Origin of the sequence: Saccharopolyspora rosea, assembly GCF_025643595.1 — a bacterium.
Classification (GTDB): Bacteria; Actinomycetota; Actinomycetes; order Mycobacteriales; family Pseudonocardiaceae; genus Saccharopolyspora; species Saccharopolyspora rosea.
In genome coordinates this window covers 2,060,751-2,084,514 of the sequence record NZ_CP102826.1, presented here as the reverse complement: position 1 = coordinate 2,084,514, position 23,764 = coordinate 2,060,751, and the positions used below count along the sequence as shown (strand labels likewise).

General features: G+C 69.7%; 24 protein-coding genes, 1 tRNA gene and 1 pseudogene. 7 read left to right on the top strand and 19 right to left on the bottom strand.

Translation table 11 applies throughout. The features are described 5' to 3' along the window. Nucleotides 1–2: 2 nt before the first annotated feature. The 3 genes from NV263_RS10105 to NV263_RS10095 are packed head-to-tail and all read right to left on the bottom strand — an operon-like array spanning nt 3 to nt 3,529. Nucleotides 3–1,517, bottom strand: coding sequence for a 2-oxo acid dehydrogenase subunit E2 (locus NV263_RS10105; protein WP_263252466.1), 1,515 nt, complete (start codon nt 1,515–1,517; stop codon nt 3–5). Nucleotides 1,518–1,519: 2 nt separating this feature from the next. Beyond that, nucleotides 1,520–2,551, bottom strand: coding sequence for an alpha-ketoacid dehydrogenase subunit beta (locus NV263_RS10100; RefSeq protein ID WP_263252464.1), 1,032 nt, complete (start codon nt 2,549–2,551; stop codon nt 1,520–1,522). Nucleotides 2,552–2,563: 12 nt separating this feature from the next. After that, nucleotides 2,564–3,529: a thiamine pyrophosphate-dependent dehydrogenase E1 component subunit alpha gene (locus NV263_RS10095; RefSeq protein WP_263252462.1), complete on the bottom strand. Its 966-nt coding sequence runs from the start codon at nt 3,527–3,529 to the stop codon at nt 2,564–2,566. Nucleotides 3,530–3,816: 287 nt separating this feature from the next. On the opposite strand from NV263_RS10095, the gene NV263_RS10090 reads away from it, so the two are divergent. Together NV263_RS10090 and NV263_RS10085 are read left to right on the top strand one after the other, a co-directional pair. Next, entirely contained in the window at nt 3,817–5,025 is a 1,209-nt protein-coding gene (locus NV263_RS10090) for a helix-turn-helix domain-containing protein (RefSeq protein ID WP_263252460.1), read from the top strand. 320 nt (nt 5,026–5,345) lie between these two features. Beyond that, the gene (locus NV263_RS10085) at nt 5,346–5,915 is read left to right on the top strand and encodes a DUF6461 domain-containing protein (RefSeq protein WP_263252459.1); all 570 of its coding nucleotides are present in this window, start codon (nt 5,346–5,348) and stop codon (nt 5,913–5,915) included. A 51-nt stretch (nt 5,916–5,966) separates the two neighbouring features. Here NV263_RS10085 and NV263_RS10080 read toward each other — a convergent pair whose 3' ends face one another. Further along, nucleotides 5,967–6,476: a NucA/NucB deoxyribonuclease domain-containing protein gene (locus NV263_RS10080; protein ID WP_263252457.1), complete on the bottom strand. Its 510-nt coding sequence runs from the start codon at nt 6,474–6,476 to the stop codon at nt 5,967–5,969. 1,446 nt (nt 6,477–7,922) lie between these two features. Between NV263_RS10080 and NV263_RS30670 the strand changes: the two are divergent. Beyond that, nucleotides 7,923–8,727 (top strand): annotated as a pseudogene (locus NV263_RS30670) (zinc-dependent alcohol dehydrogenase). A gap of 89 nt (nt 8,728–8,816) precedes the next feature. Here the strand turns inward: NV263_RS30670 and NV263_RS10075 are convergent. Both NV263_RS10075 and NV263_RS10070 read right to left on the bottom strand, forming a co-directional pair. Next, nucleotides 8,817–9,443, bottom strand: a complete 627-nt coding sequence (locus tag NV263_RS10075) for an isochorismatase family protein (RefSeq protein ID WP_263252455.1) — start codon at nt 9,441–9,443, stop codon at nt 8,817–8,819. Between the two features lie 51 nt (nt 9,444–9,494). Then, entirely contained in the window at nt 9,495–10,268 is a 774-nt protein-coding gene (locus NV263_RS10070; protein ID WP_263252454.1) for a glucose 1-dehydrogenase, read from the bottom strand. Nucleotides 10,269–10,619: 351 nt separating this feature from the next. Between NV263_RS10070 and NV263_RS10065 the strand changes: the two genes are divergently transcribed. Then, the gene (locus tag NV263_RS10065; protein ID WP_263252452.1) at nt 10,620–11,537 is read left to right on the top strand and encodes an NAD(P)H-binding protein; all 918 of its coding nucleotides are present in this window, start codon (nt 10,620–10,622) and stop codon (nt 11,535–11,537) included. Between the two features lie 80 nt (nt 11,538–11,617). Here NV263_RS10065 and NV263_RS10060 read toward each other — a convergent pair whose 3' ends face one another. After that, a complete protein-coding gene (locus NV263_RS10060) occupies nt 11,618–12,703 on the bottom strand; it encodes a hypothetical protein (protein ID WP_263252450.1) in 1,086 nt (361 codons plus the stop codon). 443 nt (nt 12,704–13,146) lie between these two features. Here NV263_RS10060 and NV263_RS10055 point away from each other — a divergent pair, with 443 nt between their 5' ends. Then, entirely contained in the window at nt 13,147–13,836 is a 690-nt protein-coding gene (locus tag NV263_RS10055; protein ID WP_263252449.1) for a type 1 glutamine amidotransferase domain-containing protein, read from the top strand. A gap of 130 nt (nt 13,837–13,966) precedes the next feature. Here the strand turns inward: NV263_RS10055 and NV263_RS10050 are convergent, their stop codons facing one another. The 7 genes from NV263_RS10050 to NV263_RS10020 form a co-directional block, all read right to left on the bottom strand. Then, on the bottom strand, nt 13,967–14,161 hold the full coding sequence (locus NV263_RS10050; RefSeq protein WP_263252446.1) for a hypothetical protein: 195 nt from the start codon (nt 14,159–14,161) through the stop codon (nt 13,967–13,969). A gap of 116 nt (nt 14,162–14,277) precedes the next feature. Next, nucleotides 14,278–15,213 carry a non-homologous end-joining DNA ligase gene (gene ligD / locus NV263_RS10045; RefSeq protein ID WP_263252445.1) on the bottom strand — a complete coding sequence of 312 codons (936 nt, stop codon included), beginning with the start codon at nt 15,211–15,213 and terminating at the stop codon, nt 14,278–14,280. Nucleotides 15,214–15,328: 115 nt separating this feature from the next. Further along, nucleotides 15,329–15,493 carry a hypothetical protein gene (locus NV263_RS10040; protein WP_263252443.1) on the bottom strand — a complete coding sequence of 55 codons (165 nt, stop codon included), beginning with the start codon at nt 15,491–15,493 and terminating at the stop codon, nt 15,329–15,331. A gap of 873 nt (nt 15,494–16,366) precedes the next feature. After that, nucleotides 16,367–16,440 (bottom strand) — tRNA-Pro (locus NV263_RS10035). A gap of 184 nt (nt 16,441–16,624) precedes the next feature. Next, nucleotides 16,625–17,263 (bottom strand): class I SAM-dependent methyltransferase, encoded by a 639-nt coding sequence (locus NV263_RS10030; RefSeq protein WP_263252442.1) that lies wholly within the window; start codon nt 17,261–17,263, stop codon nt 16,625–16,627. A gap of 29 nt (nt 17,264–17,292) precedes the next feature. Continuing rightward, nucleotides 17,293–17,574, bottom strand: coding sequence for a metal-sensitive transcriptional regulator (locus tag NV263_RS10025; protein ID WP_263252440.1), 282 nt, complete (start codon nt 17,572–17,574; stop codon nt 17,293–17,295). Nucleotides 17,575–17,687: 113 nt separating this feature from the next. Continuing rightward, nucleotides 17,688–17,912, bottom strand: a complete 225-nt coding sequence (locus NV263_RS10020) for a hypothetical protein (RefSeq protein WP_263252438.1) — start codon at nt 17,910–17,912, stop codon at nt 17,688–17,690. Nucleotides 17,913–18,058: 146 nt separating this feature from the next. Between NV263_RS10020 and NV263_RS10015 the strand changes: the two genes are divergently transcribed. Then, nucleotides 18,059–18,973 carry a TIGR03619 family F420-dependent LLM class oxidoreductase gene (locus NV263_RS10015; protein ID WP_263252437.1) on the top strand — a complete coding sequence of 305 codons (915 nt, stop codon included), beginning with the start codon at nt 18,059–18,061 and terminating at the stop codon, nt 18,971–18,973. A 91-nt stretch (nt 18,974–19,064) separates the two neighbouring features. Here the strand turns inward: NV263_RS10015 and NV263_RS10010 are convergent, their stop codons facing one another. From NV263_RS10010 to crcB, 5 genes are all read right to left on the bottom strand, one after another. Beyond that, nucleotides 19,065–19,682, bottom strand: coding sequence for an FMN reductase (locus NV263_RS10010; protein WP_263252435.1), 618 nt, complete (start codon nt 19,680–19,682; stop codon nt 19,065–19,067). Then, nucleotides 19,679–20,776: an LLM class flavin-dependent oxidoreductase gene (locus tag NV263_RS10005; protein WP_263252434.1), complete on the bottom strand. Its 1,098-nt coding sequence runs from the start codon at nt 20,774–20,776 to the stop codon at nt 19,679–19,681. The genes NV263_RS10010 and NV263_RS10005 overlap by 4 nt, the downstream gene beginning before the upstream one ends. 139 nt (nt 20,777–20,915) lie before the next feature. Continuing rightward, complete coding sequence (locus NV263_RS10000; protein WP_263252432.1) at nt 20,916–21,281, bottom strand: fluoride efflux transporter FluC; 366 nt, start codon at nt 21,279–21,281, stop codon at nt 20,916–20,918. Further along, nucleotides 21,278–21,616: a DUF190 domain-containing protein gene (locus NV263_RS09995; RefSeq protein ID WP_263252431.1), complete on the bottom strand. Its 339-nt coding sequence runs from the start codon at nt 21,614–21,616 to the stop codon at nt 21,278–21,280. The genes NV263_RS10000 and NV263_RS09995 overlap by 4 nt, the downstream gene beginning before the upstream one ends. Before the next feature lies 1 nt (nt 21,617). After that, a complete protein-coding gene (gene crcB / locus NV263_RS09990) occupies nt 21,618–22,088 on the bottom strand; it encodes a fluoride efflux transporter CrcB (protein WP_263252429.1) in 471 nt (156 codons plus the stop codon). Between the two features lie 172 nt (nt 22,089–22,260). On the opposite strand from crcB, the gene NV263_RS09985 reads away from it, so the two are divergent. Next, entirely contained in the window at nt 22,261–23,742 is a 1,482-nt protein-coding gene (locus NV263_RS09985) for a bifunctional phosphatase PAP2/diacylglycerol kinase family protein (RefSeq protein ID WP_263252428.1), read from the top strand. The last annotated feature ends 22 nt before the right edge of the window (nt 23,743–23,764 follow it).

The window sequence follows — 23,764 nt, the reverse complement described above, 5'->3', positions numbered from 1 at the left end:
CCTCAGACCAGCAGCCGCGTCGGCGCCTCGACGAACCGCTTGAGCGCCTGGAGGAACGTCGCGCCCAACGCACCGTCGACGACCCGGTGGTCGCAGGACAGCGTCGCGGTCACCAGCGTGCGCACCACGAGCTGCCCGTCCACCACGACCGCCCGTTGTTCGCCCGCCCCCACCGCGAGGATCGCGGCCTGCGGCGGATTGATGATCGCGTCGAACTCGCGCACCCCGTACATGCCGAGGTTGGACACCGTGAACGTGCCGCCCTGGAACTCCTCCGGCCGCAGCGTGCCCGCCTTGGCCTTGGTGACCAGCGAGTGCACCGACGCGGAGATCTCGGCCAGCCCCCTGCGGTCGGCGGCTCGGACGATCGGGGTGATCAACCCGGACGGCAGCGCGACCGCCACCGCCACGTCCGCGTGCTCGCACCGCAACACGGACTGGGACTCCTCGTCGAACTGGACGTTGACCTCCGGAACCTCGCGCAGCGCCGACGCGCACGCTTTGACGATGAAGTCGTTGACCGACAACTTGACCGCGGGCGCGGTGGCGTTGATCTCCGACCGCAGCGCCAGCATCCGGTCGATCTCCAGGTCCACCGACAGCCGGAAGTGCGGCGAGTTCCGCTTGGACGCCTGCAAGCGCTGCCCGATCGCCCGCCGCATCGAGGTGAGCGGGATCGTCTCGAACGGCGCCGGCGCTTCCTCGTGCCCGGCCTCGGAGCCGTTCGGCGCCTCGGGTTCCACCGCGGCGCGGAACCTCCGCTCGGCTTCGCGGACGTCGGCCACGCACACCCGGCCCCGCGAACCCGTCGCGCGGCAGTCGTGCAGGTTGAGCCCGAGCTCCGCGGCGAGGCGCCGAGCCACCGGGGTGGCGGCGACGCCGCGATCGTCCACGGTGGACCGCGGTGTCCGCGCCGGTTCCCGCGGCGGTGCCGCCACGGAGCCCCCCGCCTCGCGGATGGCCTCGCGGACGTCCTCCAGCGAAACGCGTCCCGAACGACCGCTGCCGGGCACCTTCGCCAGATCCACGCCGTGCTCGGTGGCGAATCGCAGTGCGCGCGGTGTCGCGAAGACGTCCTCCTCCGTCGTCCCGCGCAGGGCATCCGGGACCACGGTCGACGCCTCGCGTCCCACCCGCGGCGCCGCCGGTGCCTCGGCCGTTTCCGGGGCACCGGCCGGAATCGGCGGCTCGGCCTCGGCCGCTTCCTCGCGCGGTTCGGGCGATGCCGCCCCGCGCTTCGCCAGCAGCTCGTCGATGTCGGCGTCGGGGACGTCGCCGTCCGCCGACACCGCCAGCACAGCGCCGACCGGAAGCGTCTCGCCCGCTTTCGCGACGACGCGCCGCAGCACGCCGTCGAACGGGGCCTCCATCTCGTTGGTGATCTTGCTGGTCTCGACCTCGCAGATCGGCTCGCCCCGGCGGAACCGGTCCCCTTCCGCGACCAGCCATCGCGTGACGGTGCCCTCCTCCATGGACAGGCCCCACTTCGGCACTTCGATGAGGTTGATCTCGCTCATGATCAGGCGTTCACCAACTTGCGGATCGCCGTCTCGATCCGGGTGGCGTCGGGCAGCCACGCCTTCTCCAGAGCGGGTGAGAACGGTACCGGGGTGTGCGGCGGAGTCACGATCTCGATCGGAGCCCGCAGGGCGTCGAGCGCCTTGGTGGCCACGAGCGCGGCCACGTCGTGCCCGAAACCGCAGCGCGCCGCGGACTCGTCCACGATCACCAAGCGGCCGGTCGCGGCCACCGACTCCAGGATCCCCTCCTCGTCGAGGGGAGATACCGTGCGCGGGTCCACGACCTCCACCGAGATCCCCTCACCGGCGAGCTTGTCGGCGACGTCATTGGCCGCGTTGACCATCGCCGACAGCGCCACCACCGTCACGTCGGTGCCCTGACGCGTGTAGTTGGCCACCCCGAACGGGATCGCGTACGGCTCGTCCGGCACTTCCGCCTTGGTGTCGTACAGCGTCTTGTGCTCGCAGAACACCACCGGGTCGTCCTCCCGGATCGCCTGGATGAGCAGACCCTTGGCGTCGTGCGCGTTCGACGGCGCGACGACCTTGAGTCCCGGTACGGAGGCGAACACGTGGTACGGCGACTGGGAGTGCTGCGCGGCGGCGGAGAAACCCGCGCCGATCATCCCGCGCACCACCATCGGCGTGCGCGCCTTGCCGCCGAACATGTACCGGAACTTCGCCGCCTGGTTGTACAGCGCGTCGTAGCACACACCGAAGAAGTCCATGAACATCAACTCGGCGACCGGGCGCAGTCCGGTCAGCGCCGCTCCGGCGGCCATTCCGATGATCGCGGACTCGGTGATCGGCGTGTCGATCACCCGCTCCGAACCGAACTCGCCCCACAGGCCCTTGGTGACGCCCAGGACGCCGCCGAACGCCTCGATCTTCTTGCTGTCGAGATCCGGGTTCGTCCCGGCATGCCCGCCGCGGAGGTCCTCGCCGATCTGCACGACCGACGCGTCCCGCCGCATCTCCTGGGCCAGGGCTTCCCTGACCGCTTCGCGGTACGTCTTCTTCGAGGTGGTCATCGCTGCCTTCCCTCAGTACGACACGTAGACGTCGGTCACCAGGTGTTCGATCGGCGGGTACGCGGCGGCCCTCGCGCGGGCGACGGCGTCGTCCACCAACGTCCTCGACTCCTCGTCGATCTCGTCCAGTTCCCGCGCGGTGACCTTCCGGCGGTCGACCTTCGCGCGGAAGATCCGGAGCGGGTCGTGCTCGCGGCGCAGCTCCGCCACCTGCTCGGGCGTGCGGTAGAGCTGGGCGTCGCCCTCGAAGTGGCCGTAGAAGCGGTTCGCCCTGGCCTCGATGGTGGTCGGCCCGCCACCGGCCCGGGCCCGTTGCACCGCCTCGTGCGCGGCCTCGTGCACGGCGAAGAAGTCCGTGCCGTCCACCGTGACCGCGGGCATGCCGAACGCGGCCGCACGCGCGCCGATGTCCGGTGCTCCGACCGCGTAGTCGGTTCCGGTGGCCTCGCCGTACCCGTTGTTCTCGATCACGAACACGACCGGCAGGCTCAGCACCACCGCCATGTTCATCGCTTCGAACGTCGTGCCCTGGTTGGATCCACCGTCGCCGGTGAAGGAGGCGGCGACCCCACCGGTGCCCAACGTCTTGGCGCTCAGCGCGGCACCGATCGCCAGCGGAGGAGCGCCGCCGACGATCGCGTTGGCGCCGAGCATCCCGACGGACAGGTCCGCGATGTGCATCGAACCGCCCTTGCCGTGGCAGAGGCCATCGTCCTTGCCGAAGATCTCGGCCATCATGCCGTCGATGTCGCACCCCTTGGCGATGCAGTGACCGTGCCCGCGGTGGGTGGAACCGATGTGGTCGGTGTCGCGGAGGTTCTCGCAGACACCGACCGCGATCGCTTCCTGGCCCGAATACAGGTGGATGAAACCCGGGATGTCGCCGGTGGCGTTCTCCTCGTGCAACCGGTCCTCGAACGCCCGGATCCGCGACATCTTCCGGTACGCACTCAGCAGTGCGGATTTCTGCAACGTCATCGTCCTCCTCGTCACCGATCCGCCGGGACGGACCGGAACCCGCGGCAAGACACGGGATTTCGGCTCATGGCCGTACAACGTAGGAACGGCGTCCGGTGCCGGACAGCCGTTGCGTCGCGTTGCATGCCCGGACCGGAGTCGGGTCCCGGAGAGGCTCGTTGCAACCTCCTGCAACTCTTGCGCGCGGCCGTCGGCGAGGCTTTCCTGTGCCCACGTGACGTGGACGACACGTCGCGGTAACCCCCTGGAGAACGACAGGTGCCCAGGTCGAACGAGGAGGAGGCGGCATGCGCGCTCAGGAGTCCGAGGCCGCGATCGCCCCGGAAGCGCACCCGCGGCCGCTCACCAGGGCACGTGGAGCTGCGCTCACCAGCCGACGTCCCGCCGCGCCACCGCGGCCGCTGATCGTGAAGTCCTGGCGGCGGGTCCGCGGTCGGGGACTCGACCCGGAGCGCGGCTCCGACTGCCGACCCGTGTCGGCCACCGAGGTCGAACACCGCCGCACGCGCTGCGGGCTCACCCGCGAGGCGCTGCGCGAACTCCGCTGCGGCCTGGTGCCGGCGGCGGAGAGCGCCGGGCACATCGTGGTCATCGTCGATGCCGAAGGGCGAATCCTGTGGCGCGAGGGGCATCCCGAGGTGTTCCGGCGAGCGGACCAGCTCGGCTTCGTGGAGGGCGCGTCGTGGCGGGAGGACGAGGTCGGCACCAACGCCATCGGCACCGCGCTCGTCGAGAGGATCCCCGTCCAGGTCCACTCGTCCGAGCACTACGTGCGCACCCACCACAACTGGACCTGCGCGGCCGCACCCGTGCACGACCCGCGCGACGGGCGGTTGCTGGGGGCCGCCGACGTCAGCGGGCCCGCCGGGACCGTGCACCCGAACACGCTCGCGCTGGTGCGCGCGGTCGCCGGCCTGGCCGAGGCCCGACTGCGCGAGGAGCACCGCGGGTGCCTGGACCGGCTCCGCACCATCGCCACCCCGCTGCTCGCGAAGCTGCGCGGCCCCGCTCTGGTCACCGACCGGTGCGGATGGGTGGCCGCCTCGACCGGCCTACCACCGGTCGACCGCGTCGCCCTGCCCGACCGGCTCGACGCGTCCCGGCTGTGGCTGCCCGCCTTCGGTCCGTGCTCGGTGGAGCCCCTCCCGGAGGGCGTGCTGCTGCGGCTGCGCGACGACGCGGCCACCACGACGACCCGCGTCGTCCTGGACGACCGCAGCACGTCACGGCCGACGTTGACCGTGCACCGGGACGCAGGCAGCTGGACCTACCACCTCAGCCGCCGCCACGCCGACATCCTCGTCGCACTCGCCGCGCAACCCGCCGGCCGCACCGCGGCCGAACTCGCCGAGCACCTCACGGGCGACCGCACCCGCACGGTCACGGTGCGGGCCGAGATGTCCCGACTCCGCAAGAAGTTCGGCGACCTGCTCGACCACCGCCCGTACCGCTTCCTGCCCGAACTGGACGTCAGTGTCCTCGGCCCCGAGCCGTGACCGCGCCACCGCAGCGTGCATCTCCGGCAGGCCGCAACCCCGACCCCATGCGCAAGGCCGGTCAAAACCAGGCACCCGCGCTCCTGGTTCGCTCCACCACGACCCGAACCCAGACCAAGAACACCGGAACGAAGTCGATCCAGCACACACCGTCTGCGGCCAGTTGGGATTACCCGGTGCCAGTTGGTGGGGAGCTACGAGTAGTTACGCAGCGTTGAGCCCCAGCAGGGGCTGTTGGTGGAGTCGGCAGGGCCGTGCGTGGCACGTGCACGACCGTCGTTTTCGGTGTTCGCGGTCGTCTCTGTCGATACCATCGGAGCATGACCTCTGGCGATGATTTCGGGTGGCTGGACGACGACGCGATCGTCGGCTACAGCGTGTCGTTCGTGGAGGGAGTTGAGCCTGTCGAGGCGCTGGAGCGGATCGGCGCCGACGTCGGGACCCTTCCGGAATTGTCCGCGGCCGATGCCGACGAGTTCTCTCGTACAGCGGGCGCTGTTCCCGTGATTCGCGCCGGTCGGTGTGGAACGTGGACCGTGCTGATCGAGCACGACGCGAACACCGGCGTGAACGAGCAGACGCTGCCTGCGTTGTCCGCCGGTACGCGCGCGGTGAGCGTGTTCTCGTCGGCCTCGGGAATGGACCTGTTCTACTACGCCGAGGACGGCCGGCTGACGACGATCGTGGAAACGACGATTCCGGAAAACACGTACGGCGAACAGCCGGACCGCTTCCTGCACGAGCTGGCCGAAGTCGGACTGGGCCCGGACGACGAACCGGAGTCGGTGCGGGCGGCGACGATGGCCCTGGTGCACTCGGTGTGGGGCGTGGCGGTCGACGAGGAAACGATGTTCGCCGCTCCGTTGCCCACCGCCCTGATCAGGCGATGAGCCCCGCTTCGTGGTGTGGGGCGACGGATCGGCCACCCCACACCACCGGGATCACGCCGCGGAAACCCAATACGGATCGTTGTCGACGAGGCGCTGCGCAGTGGCGAAACGCCCGAGGTCACCGCCGATGTCGGTGTTCTGCCCCAGCGGGACGTGCACCCGGGCACAGGTGGTGTTCGGTGCCGGTGCGTGCACGACATCGGCGATCGGCTGCCCATCGGGTCCCGTTTGGACTTCCCAGGGCCACGACAGCAGGTTCACGTGCGGCTTGAGCTCGGCGCACTCCGGGCCGGGCATGCTGCCGCCTTCCCGGGTTGCCGCGAAGGGGTACTCGTCGCAGCTGTCGGTCGGCACGGTCAACAGGTCCGGGAACCATCGCGTGCCGCAGACGATGTTGCGGTTGCTGCGCTGCTGGGATCGCTTGGCCAAGCGGTGCAGCGGCTCCCCGGCCCCGGCGAGACCGGGGTGAGTGGCGAGATTCTGCTGCGCCCAGCGGATCCCGAACGCCGCAACCGGGTTCGCACCACTGTCGACCTCGAAGGTCGGGACCACCTCCGGCACGACGCAGCCCTGGAACTGCGGACATTGCGGCGTAGCCGAGGGCGCGCTGGGTGGTGGCGAGCGGACGACCATCCAGTACTGCGAACGACTTCCATAACAGCAGCAGTGAAGGACGCAACGCCCTTGACCGATAACGGTACGAGCGATGGGCGTACCCTTCGACCGAGGTAAAACGCTTGGAGCGCTACGAACTCCTCGACCTCAACGCCCTGAACCTGGGAGCGGTGAACGTGACTGGACCAGGACGACAGCGAGGTCAGCGCGGAAGAACTCACCGAGGCCACCAAGCTGTGCCAAGCCCTCGTCTTCGCACCTCGTTCCGCACTCGGCATCCGACACCGCTGACGGCCTCCGCAGTCACGGTGAGCCACCGAGCACGCACGCGGACATGCGCCGCCGCGACCGGGCCGCCCACGACAGAGTGCCGCGAGCGGCCCGGTGGCGGCACCGTCACGCGTAACCGCTCGCATCGCATTGACGCAGGTCAGTGCAGGAAACCGGCGCGGTAAGATCAACATGGACGCTGTTGAAAGATCTCCACGCACAACCACTCGCAACGATCTTTGAAAACCCAGGTCAGCGCACTCGAAAACAGCCAGCAGTGTCACCGGCTCCCCGAGCCGGTCCTCATTGCGGCACGTTCTCCGGGCTTCCGCCCTCGAAAGGCTTCGCCGACTGTCACCGCCCACGAACTTCCCCTCACCTGCGAATGGTTCGCCCCGCCATGTCCCATTCGGCTCTCGGGCGACCGGCCTTCTACTGCGGGATCGGAGTGAACAGGCCCATGCCGAGATAGCGCTGGGGGCCGACAACATCCACAGAGGACTCAGGGCGTGGCTACCAGGTCGGGTCTTTCGGGCGGGCGGAGGATGGCATCGACCGGGAAAGCGACGCACTGGTGGGCCGCCCTGCTCGCCGAAGGCGACACCGGGCCGCAGGGCGTGTTGTGGCGGCATTCCGAGACGATTCCGCAGCCGCACATCACCCGCTTCCGCAACTGGTCCCACGAACGAGAGATCAAACAGTTCCGCGGCACGAAAGACCTCCTCGGACGCGACGACCACCTCCAACTCCTCCCGCTACGACCCCACGACAAGCCTCTTCATCGGCGACATCACCACGACCTCCACCGAAACCAGGTGAACGGTGCCCGTGCGAGCACCCCGGCACCGATACCACCACACATCACCGCTCGCACAGCATCAGCGCAGGTCAAGCCACGAATGCCGCGGGTGTAAGATCCAACGTGCTCCGGTGAACGCTCTCCAGCCGGAACCGCTCGCAACGATCTTTGAAAACCCGGGTCAAAACACCCGAAAACAGCCAACCCTGTCACCGGCTCCCTGAGCCGGTCCCCATTGCGGCAACACCATCTGGCCCCACAGGCCTGCGTCGTTCACAACCTGTCACCGGCTCCCTGAGCCGGTCCCCATTGCGGCTCCAGCAGTGTCTCGCCGATATCGAACACGCCCGCCGCTGTCACCGGCTCGGGGAGCCACTCCCCATGGCCATGGCCTTTGCCTTGCACTGGCTCCGCCGACTGAGGATCCGCGCTGGGAGACCCGAGAGGACATCCATCAAAGCTTCCTCAGCCTCGGCTGCGGATCATCTGCTTACGCAAAGTCAAGAACAACTCAATCGCCCGGCGTCTGCAACAACCAGCCCGCGGCCCACAGAAAGCCGGCCCCGAAACACGTCACCGCACACCACTCTCCACAAAGGACCCATCCTCGACGAGAGCGCCCCGATAGCACGCCCACACAACCCCACACATGGACCGCAGCGACGCCCCACGAAGAGGCGCCCGAGCCCGCGCCTGGTGCCGGAGAGGCGATGGTCCGGAGCCGGATCGTCGGCATCTGCGGCTCGGACGTGCATGCCGCATTGGGCAGCCACCCCCACATTCCCCTGCCGTACCGGCCGGGGGACGAAGTCGTCGGCGTGGTCGAGGCGCCGGGAGCCGGGGCGTCCGGCGTCGCAGTGGGCTCGCGTGCTGGTGGAACCGAACTTGTTCTGCGGTGAATGCCCGCAGTGCAAGACCGGCCGGTACAACATCTGCCAGCGGCTCGAAGTCTTCGGGTGCCAGACCACCGGCGCCATGGCGGACCTGTTCACGATCCCCGCGCACCGGCTGCACCGACTGCCGAACGAGGTCTCGGACACCGAGGCAGCCCTCGTCGAACCACTCGCCACGGCACCTCGCAGAACCAGGTCTACTACGGTCGGACCCGAGCCGGGCAGGGACAGATGAGCGAGCGTATGCAGATCGACGAGCTCGCTGAACGCACCGGACTGCCCCTGCACACCATCCGCTACCAAGCGTCGTCGAGGCTTGCACCATCAGGTCTTGGACAAGGCAGAGGCGATCTGGCCAACGAGTACCCCGAACGGCATGTCGAGCGCGGTGTAGACGTCAGCGGCCAGGGGATCGGCGTTGTCAGCGAGGATTTCGACGATGGCAGTCGAGTAGTCGATCGGGATCACTCCAGCCTGCTGCATGCGTAGCAGGCCCGCTTCGCGCTTGGTCTGCCAGAAGGTGCCGGAGGCGTCGATCACGGCGTAGGCGTCGAACCCCTCCTCCGTGGCACTGATGGCCGGGAGGGCGAGACACACCTCAGTGGAGATGCCCGTGATGATCAGCTTGTTCCGGCCGGTCGCCCGGATGGCCTCGGGCACGCGCGGGTCGTCCCACGCGTTGACGGTCGAGCGGTCGATGACCTGCACGCCGTCGGGAAGAACCTCGGCGAGCTCGGGAATGACCGGCCCCCACATGCTCTCCGCCGCGGTGGTGGTCACCACCAACGGCAGGCTCAACACCTGGGCCGCCTTGGCCAGGGCCACCACGTTGTGTTTGAGCTCGCCGACCGGGATGTCTCGCACACCGCTGTAGAGACCGACCTGGTGGTCCACCAGCACCACGGCCGCGTTATCGCGGGTTAGCCGCTCGGTGAACTTGCTCGCAGACACCGCATCCTCCTGAGACGGTCGGCCTCGGGTGACGAGTGACGCTGCCTTCGCTCAGACCTGGGCCAGGCCTCCGTCGACGAAGATCTCGGAACCGGTGGTGAAACTACTGGCGTCCGTAGCCAGAAAGACCACCGCTGCGGCCACTTCGTCCGGGTCTCCCATCCGACTGAGGGGCATGCCGGTCAGGAGAGCGTCTTTGAGGTCGGTTGCTTGCGCGGCGTCTGTCACGCCACCGAAAAGCCCAGAAAACCCGGGAGTCTCGATCGGACCTGGGCTGACCGCGTTCACCCGGATACCGCGACCGGCCAGTTCGGCGGCCCAGGTGCGGGCGAAGTTGCGGATGGCGGCCTTGGTCGCGTTGTAGACGCTCGTGGCCGCGACTCCCTTGGATGCCGCGATGGAAGAAGGCAGGATCACCGAGGCACCGTCCGCCAGCAGTGGCAGCGCCTTCTGCACCGTGAACAGCAACCCCTTGACATTGATGCCGAAGAGTCGGTCGAAGTGTTCCTCGGTGATGTCTTCCAGCCGTGCCAACTCGGCCGTACCCGCGTTCGCGAAGAGCACGTCGATCCGGTCGCTGTGTTCCCTGACCTGGGCGTAGAGCCGGTCCAGATCCGCCAGTGAAGACACGTCGCTGCGCACCGCGATGGCCTGTCCGCCGTTGTGCTGCGCGTTGATCTCGTTCACCGTCGTGTCCAGCTCGGCCTGACGGCGGCCGGTCACGAACACTGTCGCCCCTTCCGAGGCGAAACGTCGAGCAGTGGCCGCGCCAATCCCCGCAGACCCGCCGGTGACCACGGCGACTTTCCCGTCGAGCCGGCCCATCGGCACCCCTTCTTCTCACACCCGATGCTCCCCGCGTGGAAACCTGGTCGCCTGGGGCGTTCGTCCTCGAACATGGGGCTCAGTCCGCTGTCACCCGCGTCGACAGCAAGCCGACCGGACCCGGCGATACCACTGGCCCCGGAGCGCCATCCTGCAGCCCAGCTGGTGCCTTCGACATACCGCGCCGCTGCCCATGGGTACCCAAGAAGCACGACGTGTCCTGGCTCCAGGCCGCTGGATCGCCTTCACACTGGTCAGTGCCATTCGCGACAGCGGAGATGCGCTGTGCCGAGTGCTGGTGGTCAAGGCGTAGGCGTGCCGTACTGGTGACCACCGAGGGGGGTGGACACGATGGCCGAGGTCGGTTCCGTGCTGGTGACCGGTGCGGGCGGGAAAATTGGCAACGTGGGCGGAAAGATCGTGGGACTCCTGCGTGAGCGCGGATTCGCCGTTCGAGCGATGGCGTACCACGACGATGACCGCGTCGAGGCGTTGCGTTCGCTGGGCGCCGAGGTGGTCGTCGGTGACCTGACGCAGCGCGCAGACGTGGTGCGGGCCCTCGACGGGGTCCGTCGGATGTTCTTCAGCATGAGCGTGTCCCCGTCGTACTTGGAGGCCACGGCCACGGTCGCGACGGTGGCCCGCGCCATCGCCGACCTCGATGCCCTGGTTGCGATCTCGCAGATGACCGTCTCGCAGATGGACGCAGTCAGCACGAGCGAGTCGTCCCAGCAGCGCTTGCACTGGCTGTCGGATCAGGTGCTCGACTGGTCCGGGCTTCCGGTCGTGCACGTCCGCCCGACCGTTTTCCTGGATAACCCGCTGTTCACGACCGTGGCCGCGCAATCCATCGCGGACAATGGGGCCATCCGGCTCCCGTTCGGGAACGGCCGGACCTCGCCCGTCGCGTCCGACGACGTCGCGCGGGTCATCGCCACGGTGCTTGCCGATCCGGGGCCCTACATCGGCCGGGTCCTTGATCTGACCGGACCTCGATCCGAGGACATGCACGCCGTCGCCGAGGAATACTCCCGCGCGCTGGGCAGGCCGGTCGCGTACGTCGACGTGCCGTGGCAGGACTGGGTCGAGCACGTGTTCTCCGGCGCTGGACTCGGACCGCATGCGGAGGAGCACCTGGCCACCGTGGCACGTCTGCATCGCGAGAACCGTTACGATCGCATGACGCACACGGTTGAGGAGATCACCGGAAGGCCGGCGCAGACGGTTGAGGAGTTCGTCGAGCAGCGGAAGGACATGTTCGCCAGGTGAACCCACGCAGAACTGTCCACAACCGCGCGTGAAGGAGCCTTCGTGATCTCGACGAGCATTTCCTGGGGCGTGGCCAGCGGTCAGGATTTCGTCCTGCGGCGGGGCATCAGTGTGGGGCGGAACGGGATGGCCCGGTCGGCCGACCACGGGGCCGACGGCGCTCGGCACAGCCAGGCCAGGCGCAGCAACACGGCGTCGTAGTTGACGCGCCAGCCGGCGAAGTCGCGCCAGGTCTGGTTCCGGTCCCCGCGCAACGGCACCCCGGCATGTGTCAGGCGCTGGCACACGGCGTCGTATTCCGCTCGGTCAATGGAAATCGGGTCATCCGGATCGGGGTCGGGGGCGTATGGCAAGCCGAAGAAGTCACCGATCCGTCGCAACGCGACGTAGCCGGAACGGATGCACAGTTCGGCAGCGGGTTGACGCGAAATGTCCACTGTCGACGCGATGAGTGCCGCGGTGTCCAGCACCGCACCGGCCGCGGTGACCCACGAACGATCCGGGTGGGGCGAGCGGAAGTACACCAGCCCCGGAGACGAGGTGTGCGTCTCTTCGATGTCGGCGAACCAGCGGGCCCAGTCCCGCCAGAACCAGTCAAGATCATCCAGACCTCCGATGCGTGCCAACCGCTCCAGCAGCGCGGCCGACCACGCCGGCGTGCCCGCCTGGGTCTCCAAAGCGGTCACCATCACCTCACGTCGCGAGAACGAGCCGTAGATCGAGGGCAGGTACGAGATCAGCAGCGCCAGCAGCCCGAGTCCCAACGCGGCCTCGGAAATCACCAGCACCGCCGTCACCGCATCGACCGGCGCGCTGAACCGCAGCGTCAACAGCGACGATCCGCTCTGGAAGAACGCAGCCCACCAGCCGCGAACACCCACCGCCCAGAACATCGCGGTGTAGCCGGCGAGGACGAAGACCAGCCACACCACGGGCAGCGTCAGCAGTGCCAACGGCGCATACAGCGCTCGCACCCGATCCTGCCTGCGGTAATCGCCGCCGTCGGCGAGCACGGAAAACACGGCGCCCGTGCCCTGGAACACCCAACGCGTGATCCGTACCGGCGTGGCCCGCGGCACCACCACGGTTTTCACCGCCGACAGCAGCGTCACGACCACGCAGACGGCGCCCGCCAGGCCCACGAGAGCAGCGGCCACAACCTCCACGCGCCACACTCCTACGGCCGAAAACTCCCTCAGTGCACACGAAGCAGCTGCCGGTGGAACGAGATGGCTCCGGTGCGCTCCAAGTCTTCATGTGGCGAACGAGGAACTCAGCCTCGGTGTGTCCCGGTTCGAAGATCCAGGTACTCACGCAGCAGCTCTCCCCTCTCGCTCGCCACCGAGTTGCAGACCGGGGTGTGGCCGCCTTCTCCAAGTGCCACAGGGCCTACGCTTCACCCGCAGCACCTTGCTCCCCAGGGCATTTCGTCCCCACCCTCGGGGCCGTCGCATGCTACGCGTGGACCGAAGGCCGGGAGTCATGACGCTGGGCGCCCGCGCTGTCGGCGCTAGCGCTGGCCTGTGCAGGTCGTTTACAGGTTCGGGGGACCTACGTCCCTGTCGGGCTCAGGCACACCAATCGCACCGTGAGGTGAGGTGATTTTGCCATGGCCAAGATCTTGTTCGTGATAACCGGAGCAAGCTATTGGACGCTCAAGGACGGCACCAGGCACCCGACTGGTTACTGGGCCGAAGAATTCGCCGCCCCCTACAGCGAGCTCACCGGATCCGGCCATGAGATCGTGGTGGCCACCCCCGGCGGCGTAGTACCGCACGTGGACGTGATGAGCCTGCGCCCCGCAATGGCCGGCAGCGAGCAGATCGCATTGAAGCAGGAGGAAATCCTGCGATCCGCCGAGGAGTTGCGCCGACCGATCGAGCTGGCGGACGCCCGCCTGGAAGACTACGACGCCGTATACTACCCCGGTGGCCACGGGCCGATGGAGGATCTGTGGGCCAACGCCGACTCGGGCCGGCTGCTGACCGCAGCCCTCGCCTCGGGCAAACCCCTGGCCATCGTCTGCCACGCGCCTGCCGCCATGCTGGCCACCCGGCGGAAGGGCGTTTCACCCTTCGCCGGCTACCAGGTCACGGCCTACACCAACGACGAAGAGGACGCCGTGGGACTGGCCGCCAAAGCCAGGTGGCTACTGGAGGACGAACTGGTCGGCATGGGTGTGCACTTCACCCGCGGCGAGATCTGGAAGCCCTACACGGTCGTGGACCGCAACCTGCACACCGGGCAGAACCCCGCCTCCGCCGCACCTCTGGCACAGGGACTGCTGAAGGTCCTCTGAGCGGTCGGCCCCGGCCAGGCGGAGTGGGTGCAGGGTACGTCCACTACAGCGCCGTCCTTTATGGACTGATCTTGTGCAGGTTGACGGGACCCGTGCGCGCACGTTTGGACGCACCGAATACAGAGCTTCGTCATGTTTCGGCGTGAGGTTGTGCAGCGCCGGGGTGGGCGAGTTGCTCGGGGACGACGACGTCGTCGTAGAGTTTTTCGCTGACGCCGGATTTGATGGCGGCGTCTTTGAGGGTGAGGTTTTCGTCGAGTGCTCGGTGTGCGATCCGGGATGCCTTGTCGTAGCCGATGACCGGGCTCAACGCGGTGACCATCATGAGGGAGTTGTCAGAGGCTGTCCGAGCATTCTCACAGTCGGGTTGGCCCCACCGGCTCGGGTTGGTGGGGCCAGCCCCGTGGCCTGCTCGACTCACCACTGATACGTCCACAGTGGTCATGGGCCGACTGCGTTCTCGGGTGGAACGTCGGGGCACACGCGCCGAAACGCCGGGTGGCGGAGTCGGCGCTCACCGGTCCAGTGCCGGTATTCGACTTCGACGACGATGACCGGCTCGACCCACCGGGCGTACCGGGCCAGCTCGGCGGGCACGGCGTCGGAGAACGGGCTCGTCGGGCGGGCGAGCTCGTCGAGCGCCTCGCCGAACACCGCGCGGTCGCTCTCGCTGAAGCCCGTGCCGACGTGGCCGGCGCACCGCAGCATTCCGCGCTCGTCGTACACGCCGACGATCAGCGAGCCCAGGACGTGGCGGTGGGTGCCCGAACCCGGGACCCACCCGCCGATCACGACGTGGGTGGTGTGGCGCAGCGCGGTTTTGATCCAGTCCGCGGACCGTACCCCCGGTCGATACGGCGAGCCGAGCCGTTTGGCGACGATGCCCTCCAGGTCGTGCTCGGCGGCGATCGCCAGCATGCGGTCTCCGGTCAGGCCGATGTGGTGCTCCGGCACCCGCACCGTGCCCACCGTGGTCACCGCCAGCTCGCGCAGCCGTTCCCGTCGACGCACATACGGCTCACCGAGCACCTCGACGCCGTCGACCCACAACAGGTCGAACACCAACAACGCCACCGGCACCCGCCGCACCAACCCCGGATCGGGCCGCGCGCGGTGCATCCGCGCCTGCAACCGGCCGAAATCCGGACGCCCGGACGCATCCCAGGCCACGACCTCACCGTCCAGCACGACCTGGTGCGCATCGAGCACTTCTGCCAGGGCTGCGATTTCGGGGAATGTGCTGGTGACGTCGTTGCCCGCGCGACTGAGCACGCGCACGCCCCCACCACCGGCCACCACCAGGGCCCGCATGCCGTCCCACTTGAACTCGAACGCCCACTCGCCACCCTTCGGCGGCTCGCCGGGCGTCGGCAACATCGGCCCACGCCCCAACCACGCGGGCAACGCAAACGCCCCGGCCACCACGCCTCGCAGCGTGCGCGCGGCGACGACCGCGCACAACACCGACCGACCGCCCCCAGGGGCGGCCCGCTCAGCGGTCGACGGTCCCGCCGGCTCCCCACACCGCGGTCCGCGGAACGGGCACCACCCGCCACGCCTGCAGCCCGCCGTACCGGGCGGCGTAACGCTCCGCGGCACCCCGATCCCCGAACCGCACCTCCTGCACACGCCACGTGTGCACGATCTTCACCGCCACGACAACTCCTCCCCGGTCGGCACCTACCCACCCATGTTCGCACGCACGTTCGAGTCGCGCAGGATGGGGCGAGCACGATCAGAACGCGACAGGCCAAAGCCCGAACACGCGCCCCGCGCTCGGCTAGAGCGCCTCGCGATCTCCAGCGTGACGGCGGACCGCTGCACCGGGGACGGGGCACCAGCACACAGGGGCCAAGTGAAAGCAGAACTCGTCGTCGGTCCGGACGCCGTCAAGATCCGGCTCACCAAGCCGGACGGAAAGATCGTCCACGGGGCCCATGACCCCGCACCGCCCGTGACGCACGGCGGACTACCACCACGACCAACGCAGAAGGATCCATCCGAGACGCTTCACCTCACCGCGCTTATCCATCCACAGTGGACTCCTCATCGATCGAGCGCCCCGACAACACGTCCCCACACACCGACGCCCCGCGATGCCGATACACCCCGACCGCGCCGCACAGAACGATCGACATTCGGCGAACCGCGCCCGACCGGTCGTCCTGACACCACCAGGACCACCATCCGCACCGCGACGTTGATCGCAGCGTCCAACGGCCCCACAAGACTCCCGAAACCGCGAAGCGAGCAAACCCCGCCGCAACGACCACGAACGTCCACCAACCGACACGTCCCCCGACACGCCCGTTCACCGCAACAGACGATCGTTACCGAACCTTCACCACGCCCGGCTCCACACCCCGACCCCGTTTGCACGGCCGGTCAAAAACCCGACACCCACGCTCCTGATTCGCTCCACCACGACCCGAACCAAGATCAAGAACACCGAGACGAAGTCGATCAAGCACACAACAAAACAGCCCGCTGACCTGCGCTAACGCGCTCGGCCAGCGGGCTGCTGCGACCGTCGGGACGGCGGGATTCGAACCCACGACCCCTTGACCCCCAGTCAAGTGCGCTACCAAGCTGCGCTACGTCCCGGCCCACCACTTGCGGTGTGCCTACAGCTTACCCCACCGCCGGACGGGCGATCAGCGCCCCCCTTCGTTCGAGGTTTTCGCAGGTCACCGACAGTGCGACGAGATCGCCGGAGCTGAGCGTGCGCACTCGTGCGGTTCGGCGGAGGTCGGGAGCCGGGGCCGGCGGGCGCGATGTCCTCTTCGGACTACGGCCTGCGGGCTCGGGCGAGGACGTGGGCGTGCGGCGGGGCGAATCGCGTTGGCGCGTAGGCGAAGCGTTCCAGGACCTCGACGTCGAAGCCCGCTCGGTGCAGGGCTGCGGTGGTGTCGCGGTTGAGGCGGCAGCCGCCCGCGATGCGGTACCAGAGCGGGGTGATCGCGTCCTGGAAGCGGGCGATCAGCGGGGTGGCCGAGCGGACGTGTTCGAACAGGCGCACCTCGCCGCCTGGGCGGACGGCGCGGCGGGCTTCGGCCAGTGCCGCGTCGACGTCCGGGACCGAGCACAGGACGAGGGAGAACACCGCGGCGTCGAACTCGGCGTCCGCGGACGGGAGGGCTCCGGCGTGGCCGGGGATGACGCGGATCGGGACCGGGGCGGTGGCGGCGGCCTGTTCGGCGCGGGCTCGCAGGCTGTCCTCCGGTTCCACCGCGACGACCTCGGTGACCGTGCTCGGGTAGTACCGGAAGTTCCAGCCGTTGCCCGCGCCGATCTCGATCACGCGGCCGGACAGCCCGGCGAGGGCGCGTTCCCGGTGCCGGCCGGTGCCGCGCTGGTCGGCCTCGGCGCTGATCCGCTCGTACATCCGCGCGAACCGCGGGTGCTGGAATTCCGACAGGTCCGACACCGCTGCTCCTTCCTCCCAGCTGGCGTCCCTCAGGAACGGATCAGGCGGGCGATCGCGTCGCTGGCTTCGCGGACCTTCTCGTCGGCGTTCTGGCCGCCCTCGGCGAGGGCTTCGGCCACGCAGTGCTTGAGGTGCTCGTCCAGCAGCTTCAGGGAGACCGACTGCAGGCTGCGCGTCACCGCCGAGATCTGGGTGAGCACGTCGATGCAGTACTTGTCCTCGTCGATCATCCGGGCCAACCCGCGGACCTGACCTTCGATCCGCGCCAGCCGCTTGAGGTAGTTGTCCTTCTCCTTGGTGTACCCGTGCATCGCAGACTCCCATCACCCACCGACGGCCCCAGGATAGCCGCAGGCGGGCGCGCCGACGGGCGGTCGGCCGCAAAGACCACAGTGGACGGACCTGGTCCGGTCGAGGCGTCGGGTCAGGCGTCGCGCCCGCCGAGGTGCGCGCACGTCGCGCAGTACGAAACGCGGTCCACGGCCGTCGGCGTCCGCTGGTCCTGCTCGGTGGCGTAGGTGACGGTGACGGCGGGCGCCCCGCAGGAGCCGCAGGTTTCGCGGTCGCAGTCCAGGATCTCCACGCGCAGCCGTCGTCGCTGCGGTTCGCCGGATCCGCTGGATCGTCGCCGATGGCGGAAGGGGAACATCGTCCATCCCTCCCCCGAGCCGGGAGGCCGTCGCCTCAACTGTCGCGCGCCCGCCTGACCAGGGCAAGTTCGTGGCCGGGAACAAACCGGCCCAGCGCGGACTTGGGGAGGCGGGAAAATCGTCCGCGGACCTCGGGGAGGCGCGCATGCGGTTCGGTGTCAACATCATCAACTTCGGGGCCGGGACCGACCCGGAGGCGCTGGCGGGCTGGGCCCGGTACGCCGAGGACGGCGGGTTCGGATTCGCGATGGTCTCCGACCACGTCGCGGTCACCCCGGACGTCGCCGAGCACTACCCCGCGCCGTTCTACGACCCGTTCACGACGTTGGCCTGGCTGGCCGGGCGGACCGAGCGGATCGAGCTGGGCACCACGGTCGCGGTCGTGCCCTACCGGCATCCGCTGCACACCGCCCGCGTGGCGGCCAACATCGACCGGTTCTCCGGCGGACGGCTGATCCTGGGGGTCGGGGTGAGCTGGCCGCGCAGCGAGTACGCGGCGCTCGGCCTGCCCTTCGAGCGGCGCGGGGCGATCACCGACGAGTACCTGGAGGTCATCACCCGGGCCTGGGAGCAGGAGACGCTGTCGTTCCACGGCGAGCACGTCTCCTTCGACGAGGTGTCCACCGGGCCGCTGCCGGTGCGCCGCCCGCCGGTCTGGGTGGGTGGTGCCAGCGCCGCCGCCCGGCGCCGTGCGGTGCGGTTCGGCCAGGCGTGGCACCCGCTCGGCCACACCGCCGCCTGGTACCGCGACGAGGGCGTGCCCGGCCTGCGGCAGGCCGCCGAAGCCGCGGGCAGACCGGTTCCCGACTTCTCACCGCGCGTGCGGGTGCTGCTCACCGACTCCCCCGTCGACGGCGAGGACCGGCCCGCCGGGACCGGAACCCTCGACCAGCTGCGCCGGGACCTGGACGTGCTCGCGGAGGCCGGCGCCCGCGACGTCCTGCTGGACACCTACCCCGGAACGCCGGACCGGCACCGGCCGCAGGCCGAGGACCTCGCGCTGCTGGACGTCCTGGCCGAGCGCGTCCTGCCCGCCCACGCCGACCAGCCGCAGGACTAGGGAGTGTTTCGGAAGTGCTTTGCGCGGCGGCGCCAGCGGCGAGACCACTCACCGAAAGAGAAAGCGGCTCACGCCGCTTACAAAACCCGCGCTAAACCTCCCGCAACAGCTGCTCGAAGGACGGGGCCGACTCGTACGGGTCGGGGCGGCCGGTGTCGCGGCGGTCCGCGACCAGTTCGGCCAGCTCGCGCCCGGCGCGCTCGATGCGCCGGGGCAGCGGGTTGACCCGGTCGCCCTCCCCCGCCCAGTCGTCGGTGGCGGCGAACACCGAGGTGGTCACCACGTCGGCGTGCAGGTAGGTGAACAGCGGGCGCAGCGAGTACTCCAGGGCCAGCGAGTGCCGGGGCGTGCCGCCGGTCGCGCCGAGCAGCACCGGCACGTCGGTCAGCGACTCGTCGCCGAGGACGTCCACGAACGACTTGAACAGCCCCGAGTACGTCGTGGTGAACAGCGGCGTGACGGCGATCAGGCCGTCGGCCCCGGTGACCTCGTCGAGCACCTCGCCCATCCGCCCGGCGGGGAAGCCGGTGAGCATGGTGTCGACGACGTCGTGGGCGACCTCGCGCAGCTCGACGGTCCGCACCTCGGCGGTGAGGTCGCGGGCGGCCAGCGCGTCGGTGGTCGCCTGCGACAGCCGGTCCGCGAGCATCCGGGTCGACGAGGGTTTGCCCAGTCCCGCCGACACGGCGACGATGCGGCGCGTGTTCATCGGACCTCCTCCTTCTCGGCGCGGGCGCGGGCGACGCGCTCGGCGTGGCTGGGCGGGTCGGCGGGCACGTGGGCGGGGCGCTTGGCCTCCATCTCCTCGCGCAGCACCGGAACGACGTCCTCGGCCAGCATGTCGATCTGCTCCAGCACGGTCTTCAGCGGCAGTCCCGCGTGGTCGATCAGGAACAGCTGCCGCTGGTAGTCGCCGACGTGCTCGCGCATGCTCGCGTAGCGGTCGACGACCTGCTGCGGGCTGCCGACGGTCAGCGGCGTGGTGGTGGTGAAGTCCTCCATGGTCGGCCCGTGACCGTAGACGGGGGCGTTGTCGAAGTAGGGGCGGAACTCGTTCCAGGCGTCCTGGGAGTTGCGGCGCATGAACACCTGCCCGCCCAGGCCGACGATCGCCTGGTCGGCGCGGCCGTGCCCGTAGTGCTCGTAGCGCTGCCGGTAGTACTCGACCATCCGCTTCGTGTGGGACATGGGCCAGAAGATGTTGTTGTGGAAGAAGCCGTCGCCGTAGTAGGCGGCCTGTTCGGCGATCTCCGGACTGCGGATCGAGCCGTGCCAGACGAACGGCGGGACCCCGTCGAGCGGGCGCGGCGTGGAGGTGAAGCCCTGCAGCGGAGAGCGGAACCGGCCTTCCCAGTCCACGACCTCCTCCTCCCAGAGCCGCCGGAGCAGGGCGTAGTGCTCGATGGCCAGCGGGATGCCCTGGCGGATGTCGTAGCCGAACCACGGGTAGACCGGCCCGGTGTTGCCGCGGCCCATCATGAGGTCCATCCGCCCGTCGCTGATCACCTGGAGCATGGCGTAGTCCTCGGCGATCTTGACCGGGTCGTTGGTGGTGATCAGGGTCGTCGAGGTGGACAGCACGAGATTGCGGGTCACCCCGGCCAGGTAGCCGAGCATCGTGGTCGGCGAGGACGGCACGAACGGCGGGTTGTGGTGCTCGCCGGTGGCGAAGACGTCCAGGCCGGCCTGGTCGGCGTGCTGCGCGATCCGCAGCATCGACCGCACGCGCTGGGTGTCGTCCGGCGTCTCGCCGGTGGTCGGGTCGGTCGTGACGTCCCCGACGGTGAAGATTCCGAACTGCATCGCGCGGTTCCTCCCGGGTCGATGCGGCGCCGTGGTTGCCCGGCTCCCGGACCGGCACGTCCGCATGCTTCCAATGGAAGAGTCTTCCATGGAAGATTATTCCCCGAACCGCGCCCCCGGCACGTGACGCTCGTCGCGCCTAGACCAGCGCGTGCACCGTGGCGTAGCCGAACATCGCGGCTCCGACCCCGGCGATCACCGTGACCACCACGTTGGCGGCGGCGTAGAAGTACGCCCGGCCCTCGACCAGCCGCAGCGTCTCGTAGCTGAACGTGCTGTAGGTGGTCAGCGCCCCGCACAGCCCGGTGCCGGCCAGCGCCGTGTCCTGCGCGGGCAGGGCCACCCCGGCACCGGCCAGGCCGCCCAGGACCAGCGACCCGGCGAGGTTGACCGCGAAGGTCCCCCACGGGAAGGCGCTGTCGTGCCTGCGCTGCACCGCGCGGTCGATCAGGTAGCGCAGCGGAGCACCGACCACGGCTCCGCAGAAGACGAGCACGGCCGTCACGTTTCGTCCCTCGTGTAGCGGATGACCTCGACCTCGTCGAGCAGCGCCGCACCCTCGGCGACCAGCTCGTCGAGCTGCGGCAGGAACGCGCGGATCTTGTCCTCGCGGTCCACGATGAGCACCAGGACCGGCAGGTTCTCGGCCAGGTCGAGCAGTCGCACGGTGTGGACCGTCGACGAGGCGCCGAAGCCCTCGCTGCCGCGCAGCACGGTGGCCCCGGCGAGCCCCGCTTCCTTGGCCCGCCGGACGATCTCGTGGTAGAGCGGCTTGTGGTGCCACAGGTCGTCCTCGCCGAGGAAGAGGGACAGCCGCAGCGCGCGCGTGGTCCGCTTCACGTCAGTCCTCCTTCCGACGCACCACTCCGGTGACCCGGCGGGTGAGCACCACTCCCGCGAACACCGCGAGCAGCGCGGCCACCGGTGTCCCGGCCAGGTACGCGAACGCGGTGCCGACCGCCCCGGGGTGCAGCAGCGACCGGAACTCCACGGCGTAGGTGGAGAACGTGGTGTACCCGCCCAGGAGACCGACGCCGAGGAACGGGCGCAGCAACCGGTGCGCGGACCACACATCGGTGATCAGCACCATGAGGACGCCGATGAGGAAGCAGCCGGTCACGTTGGTGGTGAACGTCCCCCACGGGAACCGGTCCGGTTCGCTCGGGAGCAGCACGGCGATGCCGTAGCGGGCGAGCGCGCCCAGGCCACCGCCCGCGGAGATGACGCCGAGAACCGGAAGCCGGGCGCGCAGTCGTTCGCGCCGCACCGCGCGACGAGCGGTCACCCCGGTCGTGTCGATGTCGGTGGTCACACACGCCTCCCTACCTTCGATCCCGTTGCCGGGTCCGGTAGGGACTGTCGGCGGTCACCCGCGGTTTCTCCGCCTCCGGCGGATCGGTGAGCCCCACCACCATCAGCCAGGGTAACCGAGCGCTCGGCGGCCGTGGTCCGGCGGGTCCCCGCCGACGGCTACCGTGTGCGGAATGTTGCGGCGGTTGCGGCAAGTGCGGCGGACGGTGGACCGGCTCGATCGGGATCTGGTGCGCCGGAGCGCCCGGTTGCCGCGCACCCCGGCCGACGACTGGCTGCGAGCGCTGACGCAACTGGCCGACCACAGCAAGGTGTGGTTCGCCGTGGGCACCGGACTGGCCGTCCGCAGGGGACCGACCCGCCGCGCCGCGCTGCGCGGCGTCGCCGCGATCGCGGGCACCAGCGCGCTGACCAACCTGGTGACCAAGCGGCTGCTACCGCGCCGCAGACCCGCCGCCGGACTCGTCCCGCGCCACCGCCGCCTCATCGACCCTCCGGTGTCCTCGTCGTTCCCGTCCGGCCACGCGGCCGCCGCCGCGGCGTTCACGACGGCGGTGTGCATGGAGGCCCCGGTCGTGGGCGCGGTGCTCGCTCCGCTGGCGCTGGCCGTGGCCTATTCCCGGGTGCACACCGGAGTGCACTGGCCGAGCGACGTCGCCACCGGCGCGCTGGTGGGCACCGGCGTCGGTCTCGCCACCCGGCGCTGGTGGCCGGTCCGGCCGGTGACCCCGGGGATCGCCCGCCCCAGCGAGAACGTGGCGGCGCTGGAGCGCGGCGAGGGGCTGGCGTTGCTGGTCAACGCGTCCTCCGGGAACAACGACCACGCCGCGGCGGCCGAGCTCGCGCAGCGCTGGCCCGAAGCCACCTTCCTGTCCGCCGACGGCGGCGATCTCGTCGCTCAGCTGCGCGAGGCGGTCGACGCCGAGCCGGAACGGGTCCGCGCGCTCGGCGTCGCCGGCGGTGACGGCACGGTCGGCGCCGCGGCGGCCGTGGCCGCCACGCGGCACCTCCCGCTGGTCGTGGTGCCCGCGGGAACGCTGAACCACTTCGCCCGGGACGTCGGTGTGGAGACCGCGGACGACGCGGCCCGGGCACTGGCCGCCGGATCGGCGGTGCACGTGGACCTCGGCACGGTCCGCGTGGACGGCGGCGCACCGCGCTGGCTGGTCAACACCGCGAGCCTCGGCGGGTACCCGGATCTGGTGCGCCTGCGGGAGAAGTGGCAGCACCGGTGGGGCAAGTGGCCGGCCGCCGCGGCGGCGCTGGTCCGCGTGCTGGCCCGGGCCCAGCCGATCGACGTCCGCATCGACGGGCTGGACCGCCGGATCTGGTTGCTGTTCGTGGGCAACAGCGGCTACCAGCCCAAGGGTTTCGCCCCGACCTGGCGGCCCCGACTGGACGACGGCGTGCTCGACATCCGCTACGTGCGCGCGGATCTGCGGTTCTCCCGGATCCGGTTCTGCGTCGCCGCGCTGACCGGGGCGATGTCCAACAGCCGCACCTACGTCCAGGAGGAGCGCGACCGGCTGCTCATCGAGGTGCGCGGCGATCCGGTCGCGCTGGCCCGGGACGGCGAGGTCGGCGTCACCGGCAGCGTCTTCGAGTTCTCCGCCCGCGACGAGGCCCTCCGCGTCTACCGGCCTGCCGACCGCTGAGGTCCACAGCGGACAGTCGGGA

What these genes read in the sequence shown, in the direction of transcription:
- NV263_RS10105 (WP_263252466.1), bottom strand. Translation starts at nt 1,517, where the DNA reads ATGAGCGAGATCAACCTCATCGAAGTGCCGAAGTGGGGCCTGTCCATG.
- NV263_RS10100 (WP_263252464.1), bottom strand. Translation starts at nt 2,551, where the DNA reads ATGACCACCTCGAAGAAGACGTACCGCGAAGCGGTCAGGGAAGCCCTG.
- NV263_RS10095 (WP_263252462.1), bottom strand. Translation starts at nt 3,529, where the DNA reads ATGACGTTGCAGAAATCCGCACTGCTGAGTGCGTACCGGAAGATGTCG.
- NV263_RS10090 (WP_263252460.1), top strand. Translation starts at nt 3,817, where the DNA reads ATGCGCGCTCAGGAGTCCGAGGCCGCGATCGCCCCGGAAGCGCACCCG.
- NV263_RS10085 (WP_263252459.1), top strand. Translation starts at nt 5,346, where the DNA reads ATGACCTCTGGCGATGATTTCGGGTGGCTGGACGACGACGCGATCGTC.
- NV263_RS10070 (WP_263252454.1), bottom strand. Translation starts at nt 10,268, where the DNA reads ATGGGCCGGCTCGACGGGAAAGTCGCCGTGGTCACCGGCGGGTCTGCG.
- NV263_RS10065 (WP_263252452.1), top strand. Translation starts at nt 10,620, where the DNA reads ATGGCCGAGGTCGGTTCCGTGCTGGTGACCGGTGCGGGCGGGAAAATT.
- NV263_RS10055 (WP_263252449.1), top strand. Translation starts at nt 13,147, where the DNA reads ATGGCCAAGATCTTGTTCGTGATAACCGGAGCAAGCTATTGGACGCTC.
- NV263_RS10050 (WP_263252446.1), bottom strand. Translation starts at nt 14,161, where the DNA reads ATGATGGTCACCGCGTTGAGCCCGGTCATCGGCTACGACAAGGCATCC.
- ligD (WP_263252445.1), bottom strand. Translation starts at nt 15,213, where the DNA reads ATGTTGCCGACGCCCGGCGAGCCGCCGAAGGGTGGCGAGTGGGCGTTC.
- NV263_RS10025 (WP_263252440.1), bottom strand. Translation starts at nt 17,574, where the DNA reads ATGCACGGGTACACCAAGGAGAAGGACAACTACCTCAAGCGGCTGGCG.
- NV263_RS10020 (WP_263252438.1), bottom strand. Translation starts at nt 17,912, where the DNA reads ATGTTCCCCTTCCGCCATCGGCGACGATCCAGCGGATCCGGCGAACCG.
- NV263_RS10015 (WP_263252437.1), top strand. Translation starts at nt 18,059, where the DNA reads ATGCGGTTCGGTGTCAACATCATCAACTTCGGGGCCGGGACCGACCCG.
- NV263_RS10010 (WP_263252435.1), bottom strand. Translation starts at nt 19,682, where the DNA reads ATGAACACGCGCCGCATCGTCGCCGTGTCGGCGGGACTGGGCAAACCC.
- NV263_RS10005 (WP_263252434.1), bottom strand. Translation starts at nt 20,776, where the DNA reads ATGCAGTTCGGAATCTTCACCGTCGGGGACGTCACGACCGACCCGACC.
- NV263_RS09985 (WP_263252428.1), top strand. Translation starts at nt 22,261, where the DNA reads ATGTTGCGGCGGTTGCGGCAAGTGCGGCGGACGGTGGACCGGCTCGAT.